Source organism: Streptomyces sp. NPDC058741 (assembly GCF_042746715.1).
Lineage (GTDB): Bacteria > Actinomycetota > Actinomycetes > Streptomycetales > Streptomycetaceae > Streptomyces.
Map to the genome: position 1 here is coordinate 80482 of NZ_JBHYQH010000015.1, position 22037 is coordinate 102518.

Consider the following 22037-nt stretch of genomic DNA (forward strand, 5'->3'; position numbering starts at 1 on the left):
CTTGTTCATGGCCGACCACGCAACCCACGACGCCCAGGCTCGGGCCAGCCTGCACTTGCTGGTGCGGGACATCGAGCGGGTCCGCCGGCAGGTGGACGCACTGCGCACCCTCACCGCCCAGTTGGGCAACGTCTACCGCCCGCGCCGCTCGGGCCCGTCCACGGGCTTCGTCGTCTACGGGCGCGCCCCCGCCCCGACGGTCCGTCTCGCCCAGGAGCTGCGGGACAGTGTCGAGACCCTGGTCACCGCGGCGGTGGACTTCGACCGCTCGCTCGGCTTCTCGTGGGACGCGGTGGGCTCCGCGCTCGGAGTCACGAAGCAGGCCGTGCACCGCCGTTACGGCGCCCGCCGCGCCACGGCCCAGACGGCCGCGCCCGAGCCGGACCGCACGCCCGAGCCGTCGGGCACGCGCACGGTCAACGTACCCGCCGGTCTTCCGTCGGTCCCCGCGGCCCGCTCCATGCCGACACAGCCGACGGCGGGCAGCCCGGTCCTGCGTGAGGAGGCCCGGCCGACGGCCTTCCCGGGCCCGCGCAACGGCTGACCGACCACCCCCACGCGAGTGCCCTCCCGGAACGCCCCGGGGAGGGCACTCGCGTTCGCGTGGGGCGCGGGCGGTTCGAGAGGCAGGGGCCGGACAGCGACCGGCCTCGGCGGAGCCTGAGCCGGACCCGCGTGCCGCCGGCCACGGAAGCGGACCCGGACGGGCACTCCGCATGCACGTGCCGCCGGCCGGAAACGCAGAGGCAGCGGCAGCGGCAGACGCAGACACAGACGCAGACACAGAGGCTGACGCAGACGCAGGCGGGCACCCCGGATCCGCGGAGCACCGGGATCCGCTGACGCGGCGTCAGCGAGCCCCCTCATCCGGCATCACCCGATGCAACCCGATATCATCCGATATCGGCCGGATCGATCCGCACCCACACCCCGGACCCGACGGCGCCCCCGCTCCCCCGGGCCATCCTTGCCGCCTGCGCGGCCTTGAGGGCCGCGGCCAGCGCCGCCCCCTTCCCCGGCGGCACCCGCAGCAGCGCGCGCTCCCACTGCTCCCCGGGCGGCGGCCCGCCGGTCCGCCGCGGGCGCCCCGCGGGGGTGACGGGCAGCGGCACCGGTCCCAGGACCTCGGCCTGCGGCGGCAGTTCGGCCGCACGGAGGAACTCGGCGACCGCCTCCGGCGGCCCCGAGACCGCCGCCATCCGCGACACCGGCGGGAATCCCAGCTCGGCCCGCTCGGCCAGTTCCCGCACCGCGTGCCCGACGGGGTCCCACCGGACGAGCGCCTGGACGGGCCGGAGCGTCGGCTCGGCCACGGCCACCACCGTGCCCCCCGCCGGCTGGGGCCGGACCAGCGACGCGGCCGTGATCCAGCGGCGCAACGCGTCCTCCCCGGCCCGCAGATCGGGCCGCGTGAGCATGGCCCATCCGTCGAGCAGGAGCGCCGCCGCGTAGCCGCCCTCGGCGACGGGCTCGGCCCCGGGTGTGCTGACCACGAGGGCGGGTGTGCCCGGCACCGTGTCGAGCACGTGTTCCCGCCCCGAGGTCCGCACCGGGACCGCCGGGAAGGCACGGCCGAGTTCCTCGGCGGTCCGCCGCGCCCCGACGACCGAGGCGCGCAGCCGGAAGGAGCCGCACTCCGGGCAGTGCCAGGCGCTGTCCTCACGGCCGCACCAGCCGCAGCACAGGGCACCGCCGTCCCGCGTCTGCAGCGGCCCGGAGCAGTGCCGGCAGCGCGCCGGCTCGCGGCAGGCGGCGCACGCCATGCGGGGCACGTATCCCCGCCGGGGCACCTGCACCAGCACGGGCCCCTGCCGCAGCGCCTCCCTGACGACCTGCCAGGCGAGGGTGGGCAAGCGGGCGGCCCGGGCGGCCTCGTCCCGCGCCAGGTCGGCGTCCCCCACGGTCCGCACGAGCGGGGCGGCCGCCCGGACCTGCACCCGGCTGGCGACGATCGGGCCCGCCCACCCCGTCTCGACGAGTTGCGCGGCCTCCACCGTGCAGGCCCAGCTCCCCAGCAGGAAGCCGCACTTGTCCTGCGCGGCCCGCAGCAGCAGCACCTCCCGGGCGTGGGGCTGGGGGGCGTGCAGTTCGCTGTGGCTGTCGTCCCCGTCGTCCCAGAGGGCGACGAGACCGAGGTCCTGGACCGGCGCGAACATCGCGGCCCTGGTCCCGATCACGGCCCGCACGGACCCACGCCGCACCGCAAGCCACTGCGCGTACCGCTTCTCGGGACCGGCGTCGGCGGTGAGCACCGCGTGCCGCCCCTCCCCCAGCAGGGCGGTCAGGGCGGCGTCGACCCGGGCGACGGCCCGCCCGTCGGGCAGCACGGCGAGCGCCCCGCGCCCGGAGGCCAGGGTCGCCGCGACGGCCCGGGCCAGCTTCTCGCTCCACTGCGGCCCGGGCAGCGCGTTCCACACGGCCCGGGGCGCACCGCCGGAGGCCAGGGACTCCACGAAGGCCACTCCCCGCTCGTACCGCTGCCAGGACCCCGCCCCGGGCGCCGGGGGCGGCGGCAGGGGCTCGGGCGAAGGGCGCCGCTCGGCCCGGGCGTTGCGCGGCGGTACGGCGAGCTGCAGGACGTCGGCGAGGCTGCCCGCGTACCGGTCGGCTACCGCCCGGGCCAGTCCGAGCAGTTCCTCGCTCAGCACCGGCTCGGGGGACACGACCTGGGCGAGGGCTGCCAGCGGGCCGGCGTAGTCGGACTCGTCCAGCCGCTCCACGAGGAACCCGTCGATCAGGCCGCCGCCCTCGCGGCGTCCCTCCCGCACCCGGTGCCGCCCGGCCCCGAACCGCACCCTCACCCGCACGCCCGGCTGGGCCTGCTCGTCGAGCTCCTCGGGTACGGCGTAGTCGAAGTACCGGTCGAGGTGGAGCACGCCCTTGTCGACGAGCACCCGGGCGACGGGCCGCTCCCTGGCGAGCGCGGCCCCCCGCCACGTCCGCGGCTTGGCCCGGGGCGTGGGGGCCTTGCGCACACTCTCCCGGATGAGCGCGAGCTGCTCGGGCGGCGCGCCCTCCGCACCGCCGTCCGTCCGTTCGTTCTCGCTGCTCACGCCTGCATTCTTACCAAACGCCACTGACAGGCGACGGTCCCCGCCAGAGGGCAGGGGACATGACGAGGCCCGGCTCCCCGAGGGGAGCCGGGCCGCACGCCGTGGGACCGGGACTACACCCCGGCGGCCTGCCGCAGCGCGTCCACGCGGTCCGTGCGCTCCCACGTGAAGTCGGGGACCTCGCGGCCGAAGTGACCGTACGCGGCGGTCTGGGAGTAGATCGGGCGGAGCAGGTCGAGGTCGCGGATGATCGCGGCCGGGCGGAGGTCGAAGACCTCGTCGATCGCCTTCTCGATCCTCTCCGTGGAGACCTTGGCGGTGCCGAAGGTCTCCACGAACAGGCCGACCGGCTCGGCCTTGCCGATGGCGTAGGCCACCTGGACCTCGCAGCGGGAGGCCAGGCCCGCGGCGACCACGTTCTTCGCTACCCAGCGCATCGCGTACGCCGCGGAGCGGTCGACCTTGGACGGGTCCTTGCCGGAGAAGGCACCGCCGCCGTGGCGGGCCATGCCGCCATAGGTGTCGATGATGATCTTGCGGCCGGTCAGGCCGGCGTCACCCATCGGGCCGCCGATCTCGAAGCGGCCGGTGGGGTTCACCAGCAGGCGGTAGTTCTCCGTGTCGAGCTTGATGCCCTCGTCGAGCAGGGCCTTCAGCTCCGGCTCGACCACGAACTCCTTGATGTCGGGAGCCAGCAGCGAGTCGAGGTCGATGTCGGAGGCGTGCTGGGAGGAGACCACGACGGTGTCGAGGCGGAGCGCCTTGTCGCCGTCGTACTCGATGGTGACCTGGGTCTTGCCGTCGGGGCGCAGGTAGGGGATGGTGCCGTTCTTGCGCACGTCGGACAGGCGCTTCGACAGGCGGTGGGCCAGGAAGATCGGCAGCGGCATCAGCGTCGGCGTCTCGTCCGTCGCGTAGCCGAACATCAGGCCCTGGTCGCCCGCGCCCTGCTTGTCGAGCTCGTCCTCGTCGCCCTCGACGCGGGACTCGTACGCCGTGTCGACGCCCTGGGCGATGTCCGGGGACTGCGCGCCGATCGACACGGACACACCGCAGGAGGCGCCGTCGAAGCCCTTCTTCGAGGAGTCGTAGCCGATTTCGAGGATCTTGTTCCGGACCAGCGTCGCGATGTCCGCGTACGTCTTGGTCGTGACCTCGCCGGCCACGTGCACCAGGCCGGTCGTGATCAGGGTCTCGACGGCGACCCGGGAGGCCGGGTCCTCGCGCAGGAGCGCGTCGAGAATGGTGTCGCTGATCTGGTCAGCGATCTTGTCGGGGTGACCCTCGGTCACGGACTCCGAGGTGAACAGGCGACGGGACACAACGCTCCCTGGGGTTGCAGCGGCTGCTGGCTGATCATTGGCGGACGGCGGGGGCTGCACCCGGCGCCGTCCGTGGAACAGTTTATCGGTGACGCTTCGGCCACGGCCCCCTGTCTCGCCACTCGGGAGTGCTGTGACCTGCGGCACGGGCATTCTGCCCAATGCCGAGCGGCATTGGCCAGAGGCGCCACGCCGGGATCGACCCGGTTTCGAGGAGGACGGCGGGAAAGGGGACATCAGGCCAGCCGGTCGGCCACCAGGTCCCACACGGTGTCGGCCAGGGCTTCCTTGGGGCCGTGCGCCACCGGGGTCTCGCTGCCGTCGGTGCCGAGCACCACGGCCTCGTTCTCCTCGGAACCGAACGTCTTGCGCTCCCCCACCTCGTTCACCACCAGCAGGTCGCAGCCCTTGCGCTTCAGCTTGGCGCGGCCGTGGGCGAGGACGTCGTCCGTCTCCGCGGCGAAGCCGACGACGATCTGCCCGGCGCGGGCCCGGTCGGCGGAGATCTCCGCGAGGATGTCCGGATTCCGCACCAGGGTGATCGGCTCGGGCTCCTGGTCGTCCTTCTTCTTGATCTTCCCGGCCGCGTACGCCGCCGGCCGGAAGTCCGCCACCGCCGCGGCCATCACCACGGCGTCGGCGTCGGCGGCCGCCTTCAGGACCGCCTCGCGCAGCTGTACGGCCGTGCCGACCGGGACGACGTCGACGCCGGCCGGGTCCGGCAGGGCGGTGTTGGCCGCGATCAGGGTGACCCGGGCGCCGCGGGCGGCGGCGGTGCGGGCGAGGGCGTAGCCCTGCTTGCCGGAGGAGCGGTTGCCGAGGAAGCGGACCGGGTCCAGGGGCTCGCGGGTGCCGCCGGCGCTGACGACGACGTGGCGGCCCTCCAGGTCCGGCTCCCTCACACCCCGGGCGAGCACCCGCCGGCAGACCTCGAAGATCTCGGCGGGGTCGGGCAGCCGGCCCTTGCCGGTGTCGGCGCCGGTGAGGCGGCCCACGGCCGGTTCGACGACGAGGGCGCCGCGGCGGCGCAGCGTCGCCACGTTCTCCTGGGTGGCGGGGTGCTCCCACATCTCCGTGTGCATGGCGGGCGCGAAGACGACCGGGCAGCGGGCCGTGAGCAGGGTGTTGGTGAGGAGGTCGTCGGCGATGCCGTGCGCCGCCTTGGCGAGCATGTCGGCGGTGGCGGGGGCGACGACGACCAGGTCGGCGTGCTGGCCGATGCGGACGTGCGGCACCTCGTGGACGTCGTCCCAGACCTCGGTGGAGACCGGGTTCCCGGACAGCGCGGACCAGGTGGCGGCGCCGACGAAGTGCAGCGCGGAGGCGGTGGGCACCACGCGCACGTCGTGGCCCGACTCCGTCAGCCGCCGCAGCAGCTCACAGGCCTTGTACGCGGCGATCCCGCCGCTGACCCCCAGAACGACCTTCGGCTTGTCCACGTCTCTCCCCGGACCTCGGCAACCTGGACACCGTACGACTCCATGACACACCACAGGCCCGGCAGCCAGCCTGCCGGGCCTGTGGAAAAGTCAGCGTCAAGCCGCTGATACTACTTACTGCGCCGGGCCCTCGACGGCCTCGGACGTCAGGAGCCCCGCGTTGATCTCACGGAGGGCGATCGAGAGCGGCTTCTCGTGGACGTGGGTGTCGACGAGGGGACCGACGTACTCGAGGAGGCCCTCACCGAGCTGCGAGTAGTACGCGTTGATCTGGCGGGCCCGCTTGGCCGCGTAGATCACGAGGCTGTACTTCGAGTCGGTGGCCTCGAGGAGCTCGTCGATCGGCGGGTTGATGATGCCCTCGGGCGCGGAGATGGAAGAGGACACGCTCTACCTTCCGATGGATGGGAAAGATTCTGTCGGGATGATCAGCGAGGACCGGAGGATCACCGATGGTCACACGACGTTCGTCAAGGCTAGCAGCTCGCGCGCCACGTCCTCGACGGAGGTGTTGACCAGGGTCGTGTCGAACTCCGGTTCGGCGGCCAGTTCGATCTTCGCCGCCTCCAGCCTGCGCTCGATCACCTCGGGCGGTTCGGTGCCCCGCCCGGTGAGCCTGCGCACCAGCTCCTCCCAGGAGGGAGGGGCCAGGAACACCAGCTGGGCCTCGGGCATCGAGCTCCGGACCAGGCGGGCCCCCTGCAGGTCGATCTCCAGGAGGACGGGCTCGCCCTTCTCCAGGCGCTCCTGGACGGCTCCGCGCGGCGTGCCGTAGCGGTTGCCGGCGAACTCGGCCCACTCCAGCAGCTCGCCGTTGGCGATCAGCTTGTCCATCTCGTCGTCGGTGACGAAGAAGTAGTGGACACCGTGCTGCTCGCCGGGGCGCGGCTTGCGGGTCGTCGCCGACACCGACAGCCAGACCTCGGGATGCTCCTTGCGCATATGGGCGACGACCGTGCTCTTGCCGACCCCGGAGGGGCCGGAGAGCACGGTCAGCCGCGGACGTGCGTCCGGGGGTACGGGGGTCGTCCCCCGGGGTGTTACAGCCATGCAGCGATTATCCAGCAATCCCGGAGTGCCCGGCACTCGCTGCCCCGGGAGGCCGGTTCAGGAGCCGGTGCTGCCGAACTCGCGCTCCAGGGAGGCGATCTGGTTGGACCCGAGACCGCGCACACGGCGGCTCTCGGAGATGCCGAGTCGCTCCATGATCTGCTTGGCGCGGACCTTGCCCACGCCCGGCAGCGACTCGAGGAGGGCGGAGACCTTCATCTTGCCGATGACGTCGTTCTCCTGGCCCTGCTTGATGACCTCGTGAAGGGAGGCGCCGGAGTGCTTGAGTCGATTCTTGACCTCGGCCCGCTCCCGGCGAGCCGCGGCGGCCTTTTCGAGCGCGGCTGCGCGCTGTTCAGGGGTAAGGGGCGGAAGAGCCACGCCTACGTCACCTCGGATGTCGAACTGTCGGATACGGACCGGTGAGGAACCTAGTCGCCCCACACCTGGGGAGCCACGAGCAACACACGCTTGCCCGTTCTCTCGTCGGAGACTAGCGGGCAAGCGCGCCAGAGTCAGCGAGAACAGCGGAAAAGTCCTGGTCAGCCTTCACTTGAACGGACATTGAGGACATACTGCCCTGGATTTGAGGATCTATCCAGACTCAAGCGTGCCCCGGACCGCTCATCGGAGTTCCCGGGCACGGGTCCCGGGGCGGTCCGCCGGAGGTCAGGACGGCGTCACGGCCTGCCGGATCTCCTCGGCGAAGCGTGCCGAGGCGTCACGCAGGGTGACCGGATCGGGGCCGTGGCGGAGCACTCCCCGGCTGACGTTCGGCACGACGTTGCGCACCGCCGGCCCGAAGACCGCCGGAAGATCGGCCGGGGTGGCCCCCTGGGCGCCGATGCCGGGCGCGAGGAGCGGGCCGTTGATGGCCAGGTCGTACGTCGACAGGTCACCGAGGGTGGCGCCGACGACCGCGCCGAAGGAGCCCAGCGGCTCCTCCCCCGCGTTCTCGGCGGCCAGGTGCGCCAGCATCGTCGCTCCGACGTTCCGGCCGTCGGGGCGCACGGCGTGCTGGACCTCGCCGCCCTCCGGGTTGGAGGTCAGCGCCAGCACGAACAGTCCGGCCCCGCTCTCCCGGGCCAGTGCGACGGCCGGGCCGAGGGAGCCGTAGCCGAGGTAGGGCGAGACGGTCAGGGCGTCCGAGAACAGCGGCGCGTCCTTGTGCAGGAAGGACTCGGCGTAGGCGGCCATGGTCGAGCCGATGTCGCCGCGCTTGGCGTCCATCACGACCAGGGCGCCTGCCGCCCGGGCCTCGGCGACCGTACTCTCCAGCACGGCCACGCCGCGCGAGCCGAAGCGCTCGAAGAACGCGCTCTGCGGCTTCAGCACGGCGACCCGGTCGGCCACCGCCTCGACGACCGTGCGGCTGAACCGCTCCAGGCCCGCCACGTCGTCGTTCAGGCCCCACTCGGCGAGCAGGGAGGCGTGCGGGTCGACGCCGACGCACAGCGGGCCGCGCTCGTCCATGGCCCGGCGCAGACGCGCGCCGAAGGGTTCCAGGGCACTCATGCCGTCTTCCTCACATCGGCGCCCACCGCGTCGGCGAGCGTGGCGTACGGGCTCGTGGCCAGGCGTGCGGCGAGCCCCTTGTGGATCGCGCGGGCGTAGAAGGGCCCCTCGTAGACGAAGGCGCTGTAGCCCTGCACCAGGGTGGCGCCGGCCAGGATGCGCTGCCAGGCGTCCTCGGCGTTCTCGATGCCGCCGACGCCCACCAGGGTGATCCGGTCGCCCACGCGCGCGTAGAGGCGCCTGAGGACCTCCAGGGAGCGCTCCTTCAAGGGCGCGCCGGACAGGCCGCCGGTCTCCTTGACCAGGGCCGGGTCGGACCTCAGACCGAGGCCCTCGCGCGCGATGGTGGTGTTCGTGGCGATGATCCCGTCCAGGCCGAGTTCCACGGCGAGGTCGGCCACGGCGTCGACGTCCTCGTCGGCGAGGTCCGGCGCGATCTTGACCAGCAGCGGGACGCGCCGCGCGGGCACGGCCCGGTCGGCGGCCTCGCGCACGGCGCTCAGCAGGGGGCGCAGCGCCTCGGTCGCCTGCAGGTTGCGCAGGCCGGGCGTGTTCGGCGAGGAGACGTTGACCACGAGGTAGTCGGCGTGGGGCGCGAGCCGCTCGGCGGACTTCACGTAGTCCGCGACGGCCTCCGCCTCCGGCACGATCTTGGTCTTGCCGATGTTGACGCCGACGACCGTCCTGAAGACGGTCCTGCGGGAGGCCAGGCGGGCGGCGACCCGGAGCGAGCCGTCGTTGTTGAAGCCCATGCGGTTGATCAGCGCCCGGTCCTGGACCAGGCGGAACAGCCGCTGTTTGGGGTTGCCGGGCTGCGGTTCGCCGGTGACCGTGCCGATCTCGACGTGGTCGAAACCGAGCATGGCCATGCCGTCGATGCCGACGGCGTTCTTGTCGAAGCCGGCCGCCAGCCCGAAGGGGCCGTGCATGCGCAGCCCGAGGGCCTCGGTGCGCAGCTCCCTGTGGCGGGGCGCGAGGGCGGCCGCGAGGAAGGTCCGCAGCACGGGGACGCGTGCGGCCAGGCGGATCCAGCGGAAGGCCAGGTGGTGGGCCTGCTCGGGGTCCAGCCGCTTGAAGACGAGACGGAAGAAGATCTTGTACATGCTGTCCTCACGAGGACGTACGTCCTCACGAAGAGGGGGACACCGTTTCCGGTGTCCCCCTCGGGGCTGCTAGTCGCGGGCCGCGGTCAGGTGTTCCGCGTGTTCCTGGAGCGAGCGGACGCTCACCTCGCCGCGGTTGAGGGCGTCGATGCCCTGGACCGCCGCCGCGAGCGCCTGCACGGTGGTCAGGCAGGGCACGGACCGCGCCACGGCCGCCGTACGGATGTCGTAGCCGTCGAGGCGGCCGCCGGTGCCGTACGGGGTGTTGACGATGAGGTCGACCTCGCCGTCGTGGATGAGCTGGACGATGGTCTTCTCGCCGTTCGGGCCCGTGCCCTCGGACTGCTTGCGCACGACCGTGGCGTTGATGCCGTTGCGCTTGAGGACCTCGGCCGTGCCGGAGGTGGCGAGCAGTTCGAAGCCGTGCGCGACCAGCTCGCGGGCCGGGAAGATCATCGAGCGCTTGTCGCGGTTGGCGACCGAGATGAACGCGCGGCCGTTGGTGGGCAGCGGGCCGTAGGCGCCGGCCTGCGACTTGGCGTACGCCGTGCCGAAGACGGAGTCGATGCCCATGACCTCACCCGTGGAGCGCATCTCCGGGCCGAGGATCGTGTCGACGCCGCGGCCGTGGATGTCGCGGAAGCGCGACCACGGCATGACGGCCTCCTTGACGGAGATCGGCGCGTCCAGCGGCATCTCGCCGCCGTCGCCGTCGGCCGGGAGCAGGCCCTCGGCGCGCAGCTCGGCGATGGTCGCGCCGAGCGAGATGCGGGCGGCGGCCTTGGCCAGCGGCACCGCGGTCGCCTTCGAGGTGAAGGGGATCGTGCGGGAAGCGCGCGGGTTGGCCTCCAGGACGTAGAGGATGTCGCCCGCGAGCGCGAACTGGATGTTGATCAGGCCGCGCACGCCGACGCCCTTGGCGATGCCCTCCGTGGAGGCGCGCAGGCGCTTGATGTCGAAGCCGCCGAGGGTGATCGGGGGCAGGGCGCACGCCGAGTCGCCGGAGTGGATGCCGGCCTCCTCGATGTGCTCCATGACGCCGCCGAGATAGAGCTCCTCGCCGTCGTAGAGCGCGTCGACGTCGATCTCGATCGCGTCGTCGAGGAACCGGTCGACCAGGACCGGCCGGGAGGGGCTGATCTCGGTGGACTCGGCGATGTAGGACTCCAGCCGGGTCTCGTCGTAGACGATCTCCATGCCGCGTCCGCCGAGGACGTAGGACGGCCGCACCAGGACCGGGTAGCCGATCTCGTCGGCGATGGCCTTGGCCTCGGCGAACGTGGTGGCGGTGCCGTGCTTGGGGGCCGGGAGGCCGGCCTCCTTGAGGACCCGGCCGAAGGCGCCCCGGTCCTCGGCGGCGTGGATGGCCTCGGGGGACGTGCCGACGATCGGCACCCCGTTGTCCTTCAGCGCCTGCGACAGCCCCAGCGGGGTCTGGCCGCCGAGCTGGACGACGACGCCCGCGACGGGTCCCGCCTGCTGCTCGGCGTGGACGACCTCCAGCACGTCCTCCAGCGTCAGCGGCTCGAAGTAGAGCCGGTCGGAGGTGTCGTAGTCCGTGGAGACGGTCTCCGGGTTGCAGTTGACCATCACCGTCTCGTAGCCCGCCTCGCTCAGCGCGAAGGAGGCGTGGACGCAGGAGTAGTCGAACTCGATGCCCTGGCCGATGCGGTTCGGGCCGGAGCCCAGGATGATGACGGCCGGCTTCTCGCGGGGCGCGACCTCGCTCTCCTCGTCGTAGGAGGAGTAGAAGTACGGCGTCTTCGCGGCGAACTCGGCGGCGCAGGTGTCGACCGTCTTGTAGACCGGGCGGATGCCGAGCGCGTGCCGCACCTCGCGGACGACGTCCTCGCGCAGGCCGCGGATCTCGCCGATCTGCTGGTCGGAGAAGCCGTGCCGCTTGGCCTCGGCGAACAGGTCGGCGGTCAGCTCGGGCGCCCCGGCCAGTTCGTCGGCGATCTCCTTGATCAGGAAGAGCTGGTCGACGAACCAGGGGTCGATCTTCGTGTAGTCGAAGACCTCCTCGGGCGTGGCGCCCGCGCGGATGGCCTGCATGACGGTGTTGATACGGCCGTCGGTGGGGCGGACGGCCTGCTCCAGCAGCTGTGTCTTGTCGCCCGGCTCGCCGACGAAGGTGAACTGGCTGCCCTTCTTCTCCAGGGAGCGCAGCGCCTTCTGGAAGGCCTCGGTGAAGTTCCGGCCGATGGCCATGGCCTCGCCGACCGACTTCATGGTGGTGGTGAGGGTGGAGTCGGCGCTGGGGAACTTCTCGAAGGCGAAGCGCGGGGCCTTGACGACCACGTAGTCGAGCGTCGGCTCGAAGGAGGCCGGGGTCTCCTGCGTGATGTCGTTCGGGATCTCGTCGAGGGTGTAGCCGATGGCGAGCTTGGCGGCGATCTTGGCGATCGGGAAGCCGGTCGCCTTGGAGGCGAGCGCCGAGGAGCGCGAGACGCGCGGGTTCATCTCGATGACGATGACCCGGCCGTCCTCGGGGTTGACCGCGAACTGGATGTTGCAGCCGCCGGTGTCGACGCCGACCTCGCGGATGATGGCGATGCCGACGTCGCGCAACACCTGGTACTCGCGGTCGGTCAGCGTCATCGCGGGCGCGACGGTGATCGAGTCGCCGGTGTGCACGCCCATGGGGTCGAAGTTCTCGATGGAGCAGACGACCACGACGTTGTCGTGCTTGTCCCGCATCAGCTCCAGCTCGTACTCCTTCCAGCCGAGGATGGACTCCTCCAGGAGCACCTCGGTGGTCGGCGAGAGCGTCAGACCGGTGCCCGCGATGCGGCGCAGCTCCTCCTCGTCGTGCGCGAAGCCGGAGCCGGCGCCGCCCATCGTGAAGGAGGGGCGGACGACGACCGGGTAGCCGCCGAGCTCCTCGACGCCCTTGAGGACGTCGTCCATGGAGTGGCAGATGTAGGACCGGGCGGACTCGCCGTGCCCGATCTTCCTGCGGACCTCCTCGACGACCTCCTTGAACAGGTCGCGGTCCTCGCCCTTGTGGATCGCCTCCACGTTGGCGCCGATCAGCTCGACGCCGTACTTGTCGAGGACCCCGTTCTCGTGCAGGGAGATGGCGGTGTTGAGCGCCGTCTGGCCGCCCAGGGTGGGCAGCAGCGCGTCGGGCCGCTCCTTGGCGATGATCTTCTCGACGAACTCGGGCGTGATCGGCTCGACGTAGGTGGCGTCGGCGATCTCCGGGTCGGTCATGATCGTCGCCGGGTTGGAGTTCACCAGGATGACGCGCAGGCCCTCGGCCTTGAGCACGCGACACGCCTGGGTGCCGGAGTAGTCGAACTCTGCGGCCTGGCCGATCACGATCGGGCCGGAGCCGATGACCAGGACGGACTGGATATCGGTGCGCTTAGGCACGCTGGCCCTCCATCAGGGAGACGAAGCGGTCGAACAGGTAGGCGGCGTCGTGCGGACCGGCTGCCGCTTCGGGGTGGTACTGGACGCTGAAGGCGGGGCGGTCGAGGAGCTGCAGCCCCTCCACCACGTTGTCGTTCAGGCAGACGTGCGACACCTCGGCGCGGCCGAAGGGGGTCTCGGAGACCTGGTCGAGCGGGGCGTCGACGGCGAAGCCGTGGTTGTGCGCGGTGACCTCGACCTTGCCGGTCCTACGGTCCTGCACGGGCTGGTTGATGCCGCGGTGGCCGTACTTCAGCTTGTAGGTGCCGAAGCCGAGGGCGCGGCCCAGGATCTGGTTGCCGAAGCAGATGCCGAAGAGCGGGGTACCGCGCTCCAGGACGCCCCGCATCACGGCGACGGGGTGGTCGGCGGTGGCCGGGTCGCCCGGGCCGTTGGAGAAGAACACGCCGTCCGGGTTCACCGCGTAGACGTCGTCGACGGTGGCGGTGGCCGGGAGGACGTGCACCTCGATGCCGCGCTCGGCCATGCGGTGCGGGGTCATGCCCTTGATGCCGAGGTCGACGGCGGCGACGGTGAACTTCTTCTCACCGATCGCGGGCACGACGTACGGCTCGGTGGTGGCGACCTCGGCGGAGAGGTCGGCGCCCTTCATCCGGGGCGCTTCCAGCACGCGGGCGAGGAGCGCGCCGTCGTCCTGGACGGCGTCGCCGCTGAAGATGCCGACGCGCATGGCGCCGCGCTCGCGCAGGTGGCGGGTGAGGGCGCGGGTGTCGATGCCGGAGATCCCGACGACGCCCTGCGCGGCCAGCTCCTCGTCCAGCGTGCGCCGGGAGCGCCAGCTGGACGGCACGCGCGCGGGGTCGCGCACGACGTAGCCGGAGACCCAGATCCGCCGGGACTCCATGTCCTCGTCGTTGACGCCGGTGTTGCCGACGTGCGGGGCGGTCATCACCACGACCTGACGGTGGTAGGAGGGGTCGGTGAGGGTCTCCTGGTAGCCGGTCATGCCGGTGGAGAACACCGCTTCGCCGAAGGTCTCCCCCACGGCCCCGTAGGCGCGGCCGCGGAAGACCCGGCCGTCCTCCAGGACGAGTACGGCGGGAGTTGTGGCTCCCCTGGTGGAGGTGGTCATCGTTCGGCGCCTTCCGTGCTGTTCGTTTCGATCATGGTGGTGAGGGCTTCGACCCACTCGTTGTGCTCGGCCGCGTGGTCGGAGCGGAAGCCGGAGTCGATCAGCCGGTCGCCGTGCGCCCAGGTGACGACCAGCAGGCCGCCCTCGGTGAGCACCTTGCCGGCGATGCCCTTGTCGAGCCGTGCCTCGCGCAGCTGCGCGGCCGGCACGAAGAAGTCGTTCGCCCCGGGGCGCACGACGTCCAGGCCGGCGTCCGTCAGTGTGAGCTCGGCGCGGCTGCGGGTGCCCAGGCCGTGGGCGACGATCCGGTCGAGCCACTGCCCGGCGGTGGTGGAGCCGTGGTAGCGGCCGCTCAGGGTCAGGCGCGCCGGGCCCGGGTCGTCCGGGGTGGCGGGCAGCCCGGGCAGGTCGCCCTGGAGGGTGCCGCGCCACTTCCAGCCCTCGCGCATCAGCCAGTAGACGAGGGCGACGAACAGGGCGAGGCCGGCGACCCAGCCGATGCGGGCGGCCCAGTCGGTCACTTGCGCCGATTCCTTCTCGGCGGCCAGCAGGAGTACAGGTGTCACGTGAGCTTCCCGTCGACGAGCGTGGCCTTGCCCCGCAGCCACGTGTGCGTCACACGGCCCGGCAGCTCGCGGCCCTCGTAGGGGGTGTTGCGGCTGCGCGAGGCGAAGCCCGCGGGTTCCACGAGCCCACGGTATGCCGTGTCGACCAGGGTGAGGTTGGCGGGCTCACCTGCCGAGACGGGGCGGCCGTGGCCCGTGGCCTGTCCGATCTGCGCGGGCTTGAAGGACATGCGGTCGGCGACGCCGGCCCAGTCCAGCAGGCCCGTGTCGACCATGGTCTCCTGCACCACCGACAGCGCGGTCTCCAGGCCGACCATGCCCATGGCGGCCGCGGCCCACTCGCAGTCCTTGTCCTCGTGCGGGTGCGGGGCGTGGTCGGTGGCGACGATGTCGATCGTGCCGTCGGCGAGCGCCTCGCGCAGCGCCATCACGTCGCGCTCGGTGCGCAGCGGCGGGTTGACCTTGTAGACGGGGTTGTAGGAGCGGACCAGCTCGTCGGTGAGGAGCAGGTGGTGCGGGGTGACCTCGGCGGTGACGGCGATGCCGCGGGACTTGGCCCAGCGGACGATCTCGACGGACCCGGCGGTCGACAGGTGGCAGATGTGGACCCGGGAGCCGACGTGCTCGGCGAGCAGGACGTCCCGCGCGATGATCGACTCCTCGGCCACCGCGGGCCAGCCGCCGAGACCCAGCTCGGCGGAGACGACGCCCTCGTTCATCTGGGCGCCCTCGGTGAGCCGCGGCTCCTGCGCGTGCTGCGCGACGACGCCGCCGAAGGCCTTCACGTACTCCAGGGCCCGGCGCATGATCACGGCGTCGTGGACGCACTTGCCGTCGTCGGAGAAGACGGTCACGCCGGCGGCGGACTCGTGCATGGCGCCCAGTTCGGCGAGCTTCCTGCCGTCGAGGCCGACGGTGACCGCGCCGATCGGCTGGACGTCGCAGTAGCCGTGCTCCTTGCCGAGCCGCCAGACCTGCTCGACGACACCGGCGGTGTCGGCGACCGGGAAGGTGTTGGCCATGGCGAAGACGGTGGTGTAGCCGCCGGAGGCCGCGGCCCGGGTGCCGGTGAGGACGGTCTCGGAGTCCTCGCGGCCGGGCTCGCGCAGATGGGTGTGCAGGTCCACCAGGCCCGGCAGCAGCACCTTGCCGCCGGCCTCGACGACCTCGGCGCCCTCGGCGGACAGCGCGCTGCCCACCTCGGCGATGGTCCCGCCCTCGATCAGGACGTCCTGCGGCTCGCCGCCGAGCACCTTCGCACCACGGATCAGGGTCTTGCTCATCTGTCTTACTTCTCCTCGGCCGCAGAAGGGGTGTGCGCGGAGCGCTCGCTGGAAGGGTGGTGGTGGGCGACGGGCGGGCGGGTGACGGCGGGCTCGTTTCCACCGAGCAGCAGGTACAGGACGGCCATCCGGATGGAGACCCCGTTGGCGACCTGCTCGACGACCGTGCAGCGGTCGGAGTCGGCGACCTCGGCGGTGATCTCCATGCCGCGGACCATCGGGCCGGGGTGCATCACGATGGCGTGCTCGGGCATCCGCGCCATGCGCTCGCCGTCGAGGCCGTAGCGCCGGGAGTACTCGCGCTCGGTCGGGAAGAACGCGGCGTTCATGCGCTCGCGCTGGACGCGCAGCATCATCACCGCGTCGGACTTGGGCAGCGTGCTGTCGAGGTCGTAGGAGACCTCGCAGGGCCAGGTCTCGACGCCGACCGGCAGCAGGGTCGGCGGGGCGACGAGTGCGACCTCGGCGCCGAGGGTGTGCAGCAGGTCGACGTTGGAGCGGGCGACGCGGCTGTGCAGGACGTCGCCGACGAGGGTGATGCGCCGGCCCGCGAGGTCCTGGCCGAGCCCGGCGTCGTGGCCGACCAGGCGGCGGCGCATGGTGAAGGCGTCCAGCAGGGCCTGGGTGGGGTGCTGGTGGGTGCCGTCGCCGGCGTTGACGACGGCCGCGTCGATCCAGCCGGAGTTCGCCAGGCGGTAGGGGGCTCCGGAGGCGCCGTGCCGGATGACCACGGCGTCGACGCCCATGGCCTCCAGTGTCTGGGCGGTGTCCTTCAGGGACTCGCCCTTGGAGACGCTGGAGCCCTTGGCGGAGAAGTTGATCACATCGGCGGACAGCCGCTTCTCGGCGGCCTCGAAGGAGATCCGGGTCCGGGTGGAGTCCTCGAAGAAGAGGTTGACGATCGTGCGGCCGCGCAGGGTCGGCAGCTTCTTGATCGGCCGGTCGGCGACCCGGGCCATCTCCTCGGCGGTGTCGAGGATCAGGACGGCGTCGTCGCGGGTGAGGTCGGCGGCCGAGATGAGATGACGCTGCATCTGTCAGGCTCCGTAAGGCAGTTCAAACGGGAGATTCGGGGCAGACGGGCGCGCGCGAGCGCGCACTGAGCCGGCGTACGACGGCGGCGTACGCCTGAGGCGCTACTGGGCGGCCGGCTTGGCACCGAGCAGCACGGTGTCGCGACCGTCCTCCTCGGCGAGCTGGACCTTGACCGTCTCCCGCAGCGACGTGGGGAGGTTCTTGCCGACGTAGTCTGCGCGGATGGGCAGTTCGCGGTGCCCGCGGTCGACGAGGACGGCGAGCTGCGCCGCGCGCGGGCGCCCGATGTCGTTCAGGGCGTCGAGGGCGGCACGGATGGTGCGGCCGGAGAAGAGCACGTCGTCGACGAGGACGACGAGTTTGCCGTCGATGCCGTCACCGGGGATATCGGTGCGGGCGAGCGCACGCGGGGGGTGCATCCGCAGGTCGTCGCGGTACATCGTGATGTCGAGCGAGCCGCACGGAACCTTGCGCTCGGTGATCTGCTCGAGCTTGTCGGCGATCCGCCGGGCGAGGAAGACGCCCCGGGTCGGGATGCCGAGGAGGACCACGTCGTCGGCGCCCTTGGCGCGTTCGACGATCTCGTGGGCGATGCGGGTCAGCACCCGCGCGATGTCGGGCCCTTCGAGAACGGGCCGGGCATCGGACTGCGTGTCGTGCTTGTCCATACGAAACGGACCTCCTTCTCCGCCTCACGGGACGGATCTTAAAGGACGTCGGAATGTGCGCCATCCACCGTAGCAGGCCCGGCGGACCGCCCGAACGGCCCCCTCGGATCACCCGTTCGGCCCAGCGCCGGGTCGATACCACGGAAGAGTCGGCGCGGACCATTCGGCTTGACGCAGCAGAGTAACGCTGCGTAACCTCACAGTGAGTTACCAGCCGCGCGGTACGGCACACTGCCGGCCGCGTCGACACAGTGCCGGGGAGCTATATGTCCAGCGAATACGCCAAACAGCTCGGGGCCAAGCTCCGGGCGATCCGCACCCAGCAGGGCCTTTCCCTCCACGGTGTCGAGGAGAAGTCCCAGGGACGCTGGAAGGCGGTCGTGGTCGGTTCGTACGAGCGCGGCGACCGTGCCGTGACCGTGCAGCGCCTTGCCGAGCTGGCGGATTTCTACGGCGTCCCGGTGCAGGAGCTGCTTCCGGGCACCACCCCCGGCGGCGCCGCCGAGCCGCCGCCGAAGCTGGTCCTCGACCTGGAGCGGCTGGCCACGGTGCCGGCCGAGAAGGCGGGCCCCCTGCAGCGCTACGCGGCCACGATCCAGTCGCAGCGCGGTGACTACAACGGCAAGGTGCTCTCCATCCGCCAGGACGACCTGCGCACACTCGCCGTCATCTACGACCAGTCGCCCTCGGTGCTCACCGAGCAGCTGATCGGCTGGGGCGTCCTGGACGCGGACGCGCGCCGCGCGGTGGCGACCCACGAGGACGCCTGACCGCTCCCGCGGGATCGGGCGCGGGCCCAGAAAAAACGTGCCGCCGGGGTGGCCGTACCCACTGAGGGTCCGGCCACCCCGGCTGTTTCTCTCCCGGGTGCGGTCCCTCGGCCGTTCTCGAACGCCTCAGGGCCCGCAGCGTGAGTGCTGCGGACCCTGAGGCGTTTCCGTCTGCTCGTCTGCTCCGGTCCTGTGCCGGACGTCGCCTCAGGCGTCGTCGCGGCGGAGCGAGGGCTTGAGCTCCTTCAGCCGGCCGAGCAGGCCGTTCACGAACGAGGGCGACTCGTCCGTGGAGAACTCCTTCGCCAGCTGCACCATCTCGTCCAGGACGACGGCGTCCGGGGTCTCGTCGGCCCAGATCAGCTCGTAGGCGCCGAGGCGCAGGAGGTTCCGGTCGACGACCGGCATCCGGTCGAGCGTCCAGCCGACCGAGTACTGGGCGATGAGCTCGTCGATGCGCTTCGCGTGCTTCGCGTAGCCCTCGACCAGCTCCATGGTGTACTCGCTCACCGGCGGCTGCCGGGTGTCCGCCCGGGAGAGCCGGACCCAGTCCGCGAGGACGGTGAGCACCTCGGCGCCGCGCTGGTCTCCCTCGAAGAGGATCTGGAAGGCGCGCTTGCGGGCCGTGTTGCGGGCAGCCACGGTTAGCTGTTCACCCGGCCGAGGTAGTCGCTGGTGCGGGTGTCGACCTTGATCTTCTCACCGGTGGTGATGAAGAGCGGGACCTGGATCTGGTGGCCGGTCTCCAGGGTGGCGGGCTTGGTACCGCCGGTGGAGCGGTCGCCCTGGACGCCCGGCTCGGTCTCCTGGACGGTCAGCTCGACGGCGGCCGGGAGCTCCACGAAGAGCACCTCGCCCTCGTGCTGGGCCACGGTGGCCGTGAAGCCCTCGATGAGGAAGTTGGCCGCGTCGCCGACGGCCTTGCGGTCGACCATGAGCTGGTCGTAGGTCTCCATGTCCATGAAGACGAAGTAGTCGCCGTCCATGTAGGAGAACTGCATGTCGCGCTTGTCGACGGTGGCCGTTTCGACCTTGACGCCGGCGTTGAAGGTCTTGTCGACGACCTTGCCGGAGAGCACGTTCTTGAGCTTGGTGCGCACGAAGGCCGGGCCCTTGCCGGGCTTGACGTGCTGGAACTCGACGACGGACCAGAGCTGGCCGCCTTCGAGCTTGAGCACCATGCCGTTCTTGAGGTCGTTCGTGGAAGCCACGGTTGCGGAATCTCCTGGACTGACGTACGACCCCGGGGCACGCACCTGCCTACAGGGCGAGCAGCTCCTTGGTCGTGATGGTGAGTAGCTCGGGTCCGCCGTCCGCCTCGGGGCGGACGACGAGCGTGTCATCGATCCTGACACCGCCCCGGCCCGGGAGGTGGACCCCCGGTTCGACGGTGACCGGCACGCAAGCGTCCAGTTTACCCATGGCCGCGGGACTCAATTGAGGGTCCTCGTCGATTTCGAGCCCGACACCGTGTCCGGTGAGGGCCGTGAGGCCCTCCTTGTACCCCGCGGAGTCCAGGACCTGGCGGGCCGCGCGGTCGACGTCGCGGCAGGCCGCGCCCGGTACGAGGCTCTCACGCCCGGCCCGCTGCGCGGCGAAGACCAGGTCGTACAGCTCGATCTGCCAGTCCGCGGGTGCCGTGCCGATGACGAAGGTACGGCCGATCTCGCAGCGGTAGCCGCGGTAGGTCGCGCCCAGGCAGACGGAGAGGAAGTCGCCCTCCTCGACGCGGCGGTCGGTGGGGCGGTGGCCCGGGCGGCCGGCGTGGGGGCCGGTGGCCACGGAGGTGGGGAAGGCCGGACCGTCGGCTCCGTGGTCGACGAGGCGTCTTTCGAGTTCCAGGGCGAGGTGGCGTTCGGTGCGGCCCACGAGGATGGACTCCAGCAGTTCGCCGAGGGCCTGGTCGGCGATCTCGGCGCCGATGCGCAGGGCGGAGATCTCCTCCTCGTCCTTGACGACGCGGAGTTGCTCGACGGCGGTGCCGAGGGTGGTGAGGCGCAGGCGGGGGGCGACGGAGTTCAGGGCTCTGTGCCGGGCCACGGTGAGGTGGTGCTCCTCAACGGCCAGGGAGTCGGCGCCCTGGCCTTCGGCGATGTCGGCCGCGGCCACGGCCGGGTCGCCGCCGGCGGATCCGGCGGGCAGGGTCTGCACGCGCAGGTGCTCGTCGGGGCGCTCCGGTGTAGGGCGCTCCGCGTCGGGTCCGGCCCTCACGAGGAGGTCCTCGGTCTTGCCGAGCAGCAGGACGGCGCCCTGGGGGGCGGCGCCCGCGAGATAGCGGACGTTGGCGGGGCGGGAGACGAGCGCCGCCGCGCTGCCGCCCGCGTTGCAGTATTCCCTCAGACGCGTCCGGCGGGCCGCGTACACCTCTGACATGATCCGAGCCTACGAGCGCCGGGGAAATGTCGCCGGTCGGGTGGGGCCGAGTGGGGGTGGGGGTGACCGTCGGGGAGGATGCGTCTGCTGTTGCGTGGTGGGGGCGGGGGTGTGCCGCTGCGGCGACCTCTGCCAAGGCGTGTGGCGTTGTGGGGCCAGGAGCGCAGCACCCTGCACCGAGCCCTGACAAGGCACCTGCCGTCGTGGGGTCGGGGGTGTGCCGGTGCGGCGCGTCCGCCGCGGGGCGGGCCCGGCAGCGCGCGGTCCGGCGTGGCCGACGGGGACCGGCTGAGCGGCGGACTGGGCCGCACCGCCACGCCCCGCTCCCGGCGTCGGCGGGTGCTGTCGCGTGGCACGCCCGCTCAGGGGCGGTGCCTGACCCGGGGTGACGTGAAGGCGGCCCGGGTACGTGGCACGCCCGCTCAGGGGCGGCGCCCCGCGTCACCAGGCCGGGGGGCTCGCTATCGATCTCGCCAGGACGTCGTCCAGGACCTTCGCCGTCTCGGGGACGTCCAGCTGGGAGTTGTCGATGATGGGGAGGCCCGAGCCGTACCAGCCGGCCATGCGGCCGTGGATGCGGGCGACCTCCTCGTCCGTCAGCCGCCGGTTGCCCGAGCGCTCCGCGTTGCGTTCCAGGACGATGTCCAGGCCCGGGAGGAGGACGACCGGGAGCAGACCGGGGCCCACGTGGCGCTTCCAGCCGCCGAGGCCGACGACCGGGCGGTCGGGGAAGACCGCGTCGTCGAGGATGCACGAGATGCCGTTGGCCAGGAAGTTGCGCGCGGCGAAGCCGCAGGTGCGGCGGGCGAGGCGGTACTGGGCTTCGGAGTTGTCGTTCCATCCGGACTGGGGGTCGGCGAAGCCGGAGCGGACCCATTCGCGTACGTCGTCGAGGCTGATGTGCGCGGTGGGGACGCGGCGGTGGTCCGCCCAGTACTTGGCGACGCTGGTCTTGCCCGCGCCCGCGGGACCTATCAGCAGCACCGCGAGCGTCGTGCCCGCGGGGTCGGGGGCCGCGATGGCCGGCACGGCGACCGGGCCGCCCGGCGGCAGCGGGACGTGGCCGGTGGTCTCCGGGGCGGGGGGCACGTGACCCCGCTGGGGTGGCGTGGCCGGGCCCGGCGGGGGCGCGGGGTGGCCCGGCGCCGGGGGAGGCGGGGGCACGGGGGCTGAGCCCTGGTGCGGGCCCGGGTGGTGTGCGGCCGGTGACCAGCCGACGGCCGGTCCGTGCCCCGACTCGTGGGGCGGCGGCAGCGGAGAACCCACTGCGTGCTGCATCCGGTGCCACTCCGTCTCGTACAGGCGATGGGCGCTGACAGCGGGGCGGTGCCCGCTGGAACCGAACGGTAC

Annotated in this window: 20 protein-coding genes; 2 read left to right on the forward strand and 18 right to left on the reverse strand. The window is 72.0% G+C overall.

Annotated elements, in window-relative coordinates:
* The first annotated feature begins 7 nt into the window (after positions 1 to 7).
* Complete coding sequence (locus tag ACFW6P_RS15075; RefSeq protein ID WP_386358163.1) at positions 8 to 544, forward strand: hypothetical protein; 537 nt, start codon at positions 8 to 10, stop codon at positions 542 to 544.
* A gap of 349 nt (positions 545 to 893) precedes the next feature.
* Here the strand turns inward: ACFW6P_RS15075 and ACFW6P_RS15080 are convergent, their stop codons facing one another.
* From ACFW6P_RS15080 to pyrR, 14 genes are all read right to left on the reverse strand, one after another.
* Positions 894 to 3053 carry a primosomal protein N' gene (locus ACFW6P_RS15080; protein WP_386358165.1) on the reverse strand — a complete coding sequence of 720 codons (2160 nt, stop codon included), beginning with the start codon at positions 3051 to 3053 and terminating at the stop codon, positions 894 to 896.
* 113 nt (positions 3054 to 3166) lie between these two features.
* Positions 3167 to 4375 carry a methionine adenosyltransferase gene (metK, locus tag ACFW6P_RS15085; protein ID WP_386358166.1) on the reverse strand — a complete coding sequence of 403 codons (1209 nt, stop codon included), beginning with the start codon at positions 4373 to 4375 and terminating at the stop codon, positions 3167 to 3169.
* Between the two features lie 236 nt (positions 4376 to 4611).
* The gene (gene coaBC, locus ACFW6P_RS15090) at positions 4612 to 5814 is read right to left on the reverse strand and encodes a bifunctional phosphopantothenoylcysteine decarboxylase/phosphopantothenate--cysteine ligase CoaBC (RefSeq protein WP_386358168.1); all 1203 of its coding nucleotides are present in this window, start codon (positions 5812 to 5814) and stop codon (positions 4612 to 4614) included.
* A gap of 114 nt (positions 5815 to 5928) precedes the next feature.
* Positions 5929 to 6201, reverse strand: coding sequence for a DNA-directed RNA polymerase subunit omega (rpoZ, locus tag ACFW6P_RS15095; RefSeq protein ID WP_003988945.1), 273 nt, complete (start codon positions 6199 to 6201; stop codon positions 5929 to 5931).
* Positions 6202 to 6270: 69 nt separating this feature from the next.
* Positions 6271 to 6864 carry a guanylate kinase gene (gene gmk, locus ACFW6P_RS15100; RefSeq protein WP_386358170.1) on the reverse strand — a complete coding sequence of 198 codons (594 nt, stop codon included), beginning with the start codon at positions 6862 to 6864 and terminating at the stop codon, positions 6271 to 6273.
* Positions 6865 to 6921: 57 nt separating this feature from the next.
* Positions 6922 to 7245, reverse strand: a complete 324-nt coding sequence (locus ACFW6P_RS15105; RefSeq protein WP_003977346.1) for an integration host factor — start codon at positions 7243 to 7245, stop codon at positions 6922 to 6924.
* A gap of 288 nt (positions 7246 to 7533) precedes the next feature.
* A complete protein-coding gene (gene pyrF / locus ACFW6P_RS15110; protein ID WP_386358172.1) occupies positions 7534 to 8379 on the reverse strand; it encodes an orotidine-5'-phosphate decarboxylase in 846 nt (281 codons plus the stop codon).
* Positions 8376 to 9482 (reverse strand): quinone-dependent dihydroorotate dehydrogenase, encoded by a 1107-nt coding sequence (locus ACFW6P_RS15115; RefSeq protein ID WP_386358174.1) that lies wholly within the window; start codon positions 9480 to 9482, stop codon positions 8376 to 8378. The genes pyrF and ACFW6P_RS15115 overlap by 4 nt, the downstream gene beginning before the upstream one ends.
* Before the next feature lie 69 nt (positions 9483 to 9551).
* On the reverse strand, positions 9552 to 12860 hold the full coding sequence (gene carB / locus ACFW6P_RS15120; protein ID WP_386423833.1) for a carbamoyl-phosphate synthase large subunit: 3309 nt from the start codon (positions 12858 to 12860) through the stop codon (positions 9552 to 9554).
* Positions 12853 to 13992 carry a glutamine-hydrolyzing carbamoyl-phosphate synthase small subunit gene (carA, locus tag ACFW6P_RS15125; protein WP_386358178.1) on the reverse strand — a complete coding sequence of 380 codons (1140 nt, stop codon included), beginning with the start codon at positions 13990 to 13992 and terminating at the stop codon, positions 12853 to 12855. Before carA ends, carB begins: the two co-directional genes overlap by 8 nt.
* Complete coding sequence (locus tag ACFW6P_RS15130) at positions 13989 to 14558, reverse strand: hypothetical protein (RefSeq protein WP_386358180.1); 570 nt, start codon at positions 14556 to 14558, stop codon at positions 13989 to 13991. Before ACFW6P_RS15130 ends, carA begins: the two co-directional genes overlap by 4 nt.
* A complete protein-coding gene (locus ACFW6P_RS15135) occupies positions 14555 to 15841 on the reverse strand; it encodes a dihydroorotase (RefSeq protein WP_386423835.1) in 1287 nt (428 codons plus the stop codon). Before ACFW6P_RS15135 ends, ACFW6P_RS15130 begins: the two co-directional genes overlap by 4 nt.
* A gap of 5 nt (positions 15842 to 15846) precedes the next feature.
* Positions 15847 to 16875 (reverse strand): aspartate carbamoyltransferase catalytic subunit, encoded by a 1029-nt coding sequence (locus ACFW6P_RS15140; RefSeq protein WP_386358184.1) that lies wholly within the window; start codon positions 16873 to 16875, stop codon positions 15847 to 15849.
* A gap of 102 nt (positions 16876 to 16977) precedes the next feature.
* Positions 16978 to 17544, reverse strand: a complete 567-nt coding sequence (gene pyrR, locus ACFW6P_RS15145; protein WP_386423837.1) for a bifunctional pyr operon transcriptional regulator/uracil phosphoribosyltransferase PyrR — start codon at positions 17542 to 17544, stop codon at positions 16978 to 16980.
* Between the two features lie 266 nt (positions 17545 to 17810).
* Between pyrR and bldD the strand changes: the two genes are divergently transcribed.
* Positions 17811 to 18314: a transcriptional regulator BldD gene (bldD, locus tag ACFW6P_RS15150; RefSeq protein WP_161229145.1), complete on the forward strand. Its 504-nt coding sequence runs from the start codon at positions 17811 to 17813 to the stop codon at positions 18312 to 18314.
* A 207-nt stretch (positions 18315 to 18521) separates the two neighbouring features.
* Here bldD and nusB read toward each other — a convergent pair whose 3' ends face one another.
* The 4 genes from nusB to ACFW6P_RS15170 all read right to left on the reverse strand — a co-directional run bounded on the left by nusB (position 18522) and on the right by ACFW6P_RS15170 (position 21965).
* Positions 18522 to 18956, reverse strand: a complete 435-nt coding sequence (gene nusB / locus ACFW6P_RS15155) for a transcription antitermination factor NusB (RefSeq protein WP_386423838.1) — start codon at positions 18954 to 18956, stop codon at positions 18522 to 18524.
* A gap of 2 nt (positions 18957 to 18958) precedes the next feature.
* A complete protein-coding gene (gene efp / locus ACFW6P_RS15160) occupies positions 18959 to 19525 on the reverse strand; it encodes an elongation factor P (RefSeq protein WP_070030057.1) in 567 nt (188 codons plus the stop codon).
* Positions 19526 to 19574: 49 nt separating this feature from the next.
* Positions 19575 to 20687 (reverse strand): aminopeptidase P family protein, encoded by a 1113-nt coding sequence (locus tag ACFW6P_RS15165; RefSeq protein WP_386423840.1) that lies wholly within the window; start codon positions 20685 to 20687, stop codon positions 19575 to 19577.
* Positions 20688 to 21128: 441 nt separating this feature from the next.
* Positions 21129 to 21965 (reverse strand): Pro-rich N-terminal domain-containing protein, encoded by an 837-nt coding sequence (locus ACFW6P_RS15170; protein WP_386356137.1) that lies wholly within the window; start codon positions 21963 to 21965, stop codon positions 21129 to 21131.
* Positions 21966 to 22037: the final 72 nt, after the last annotated feature.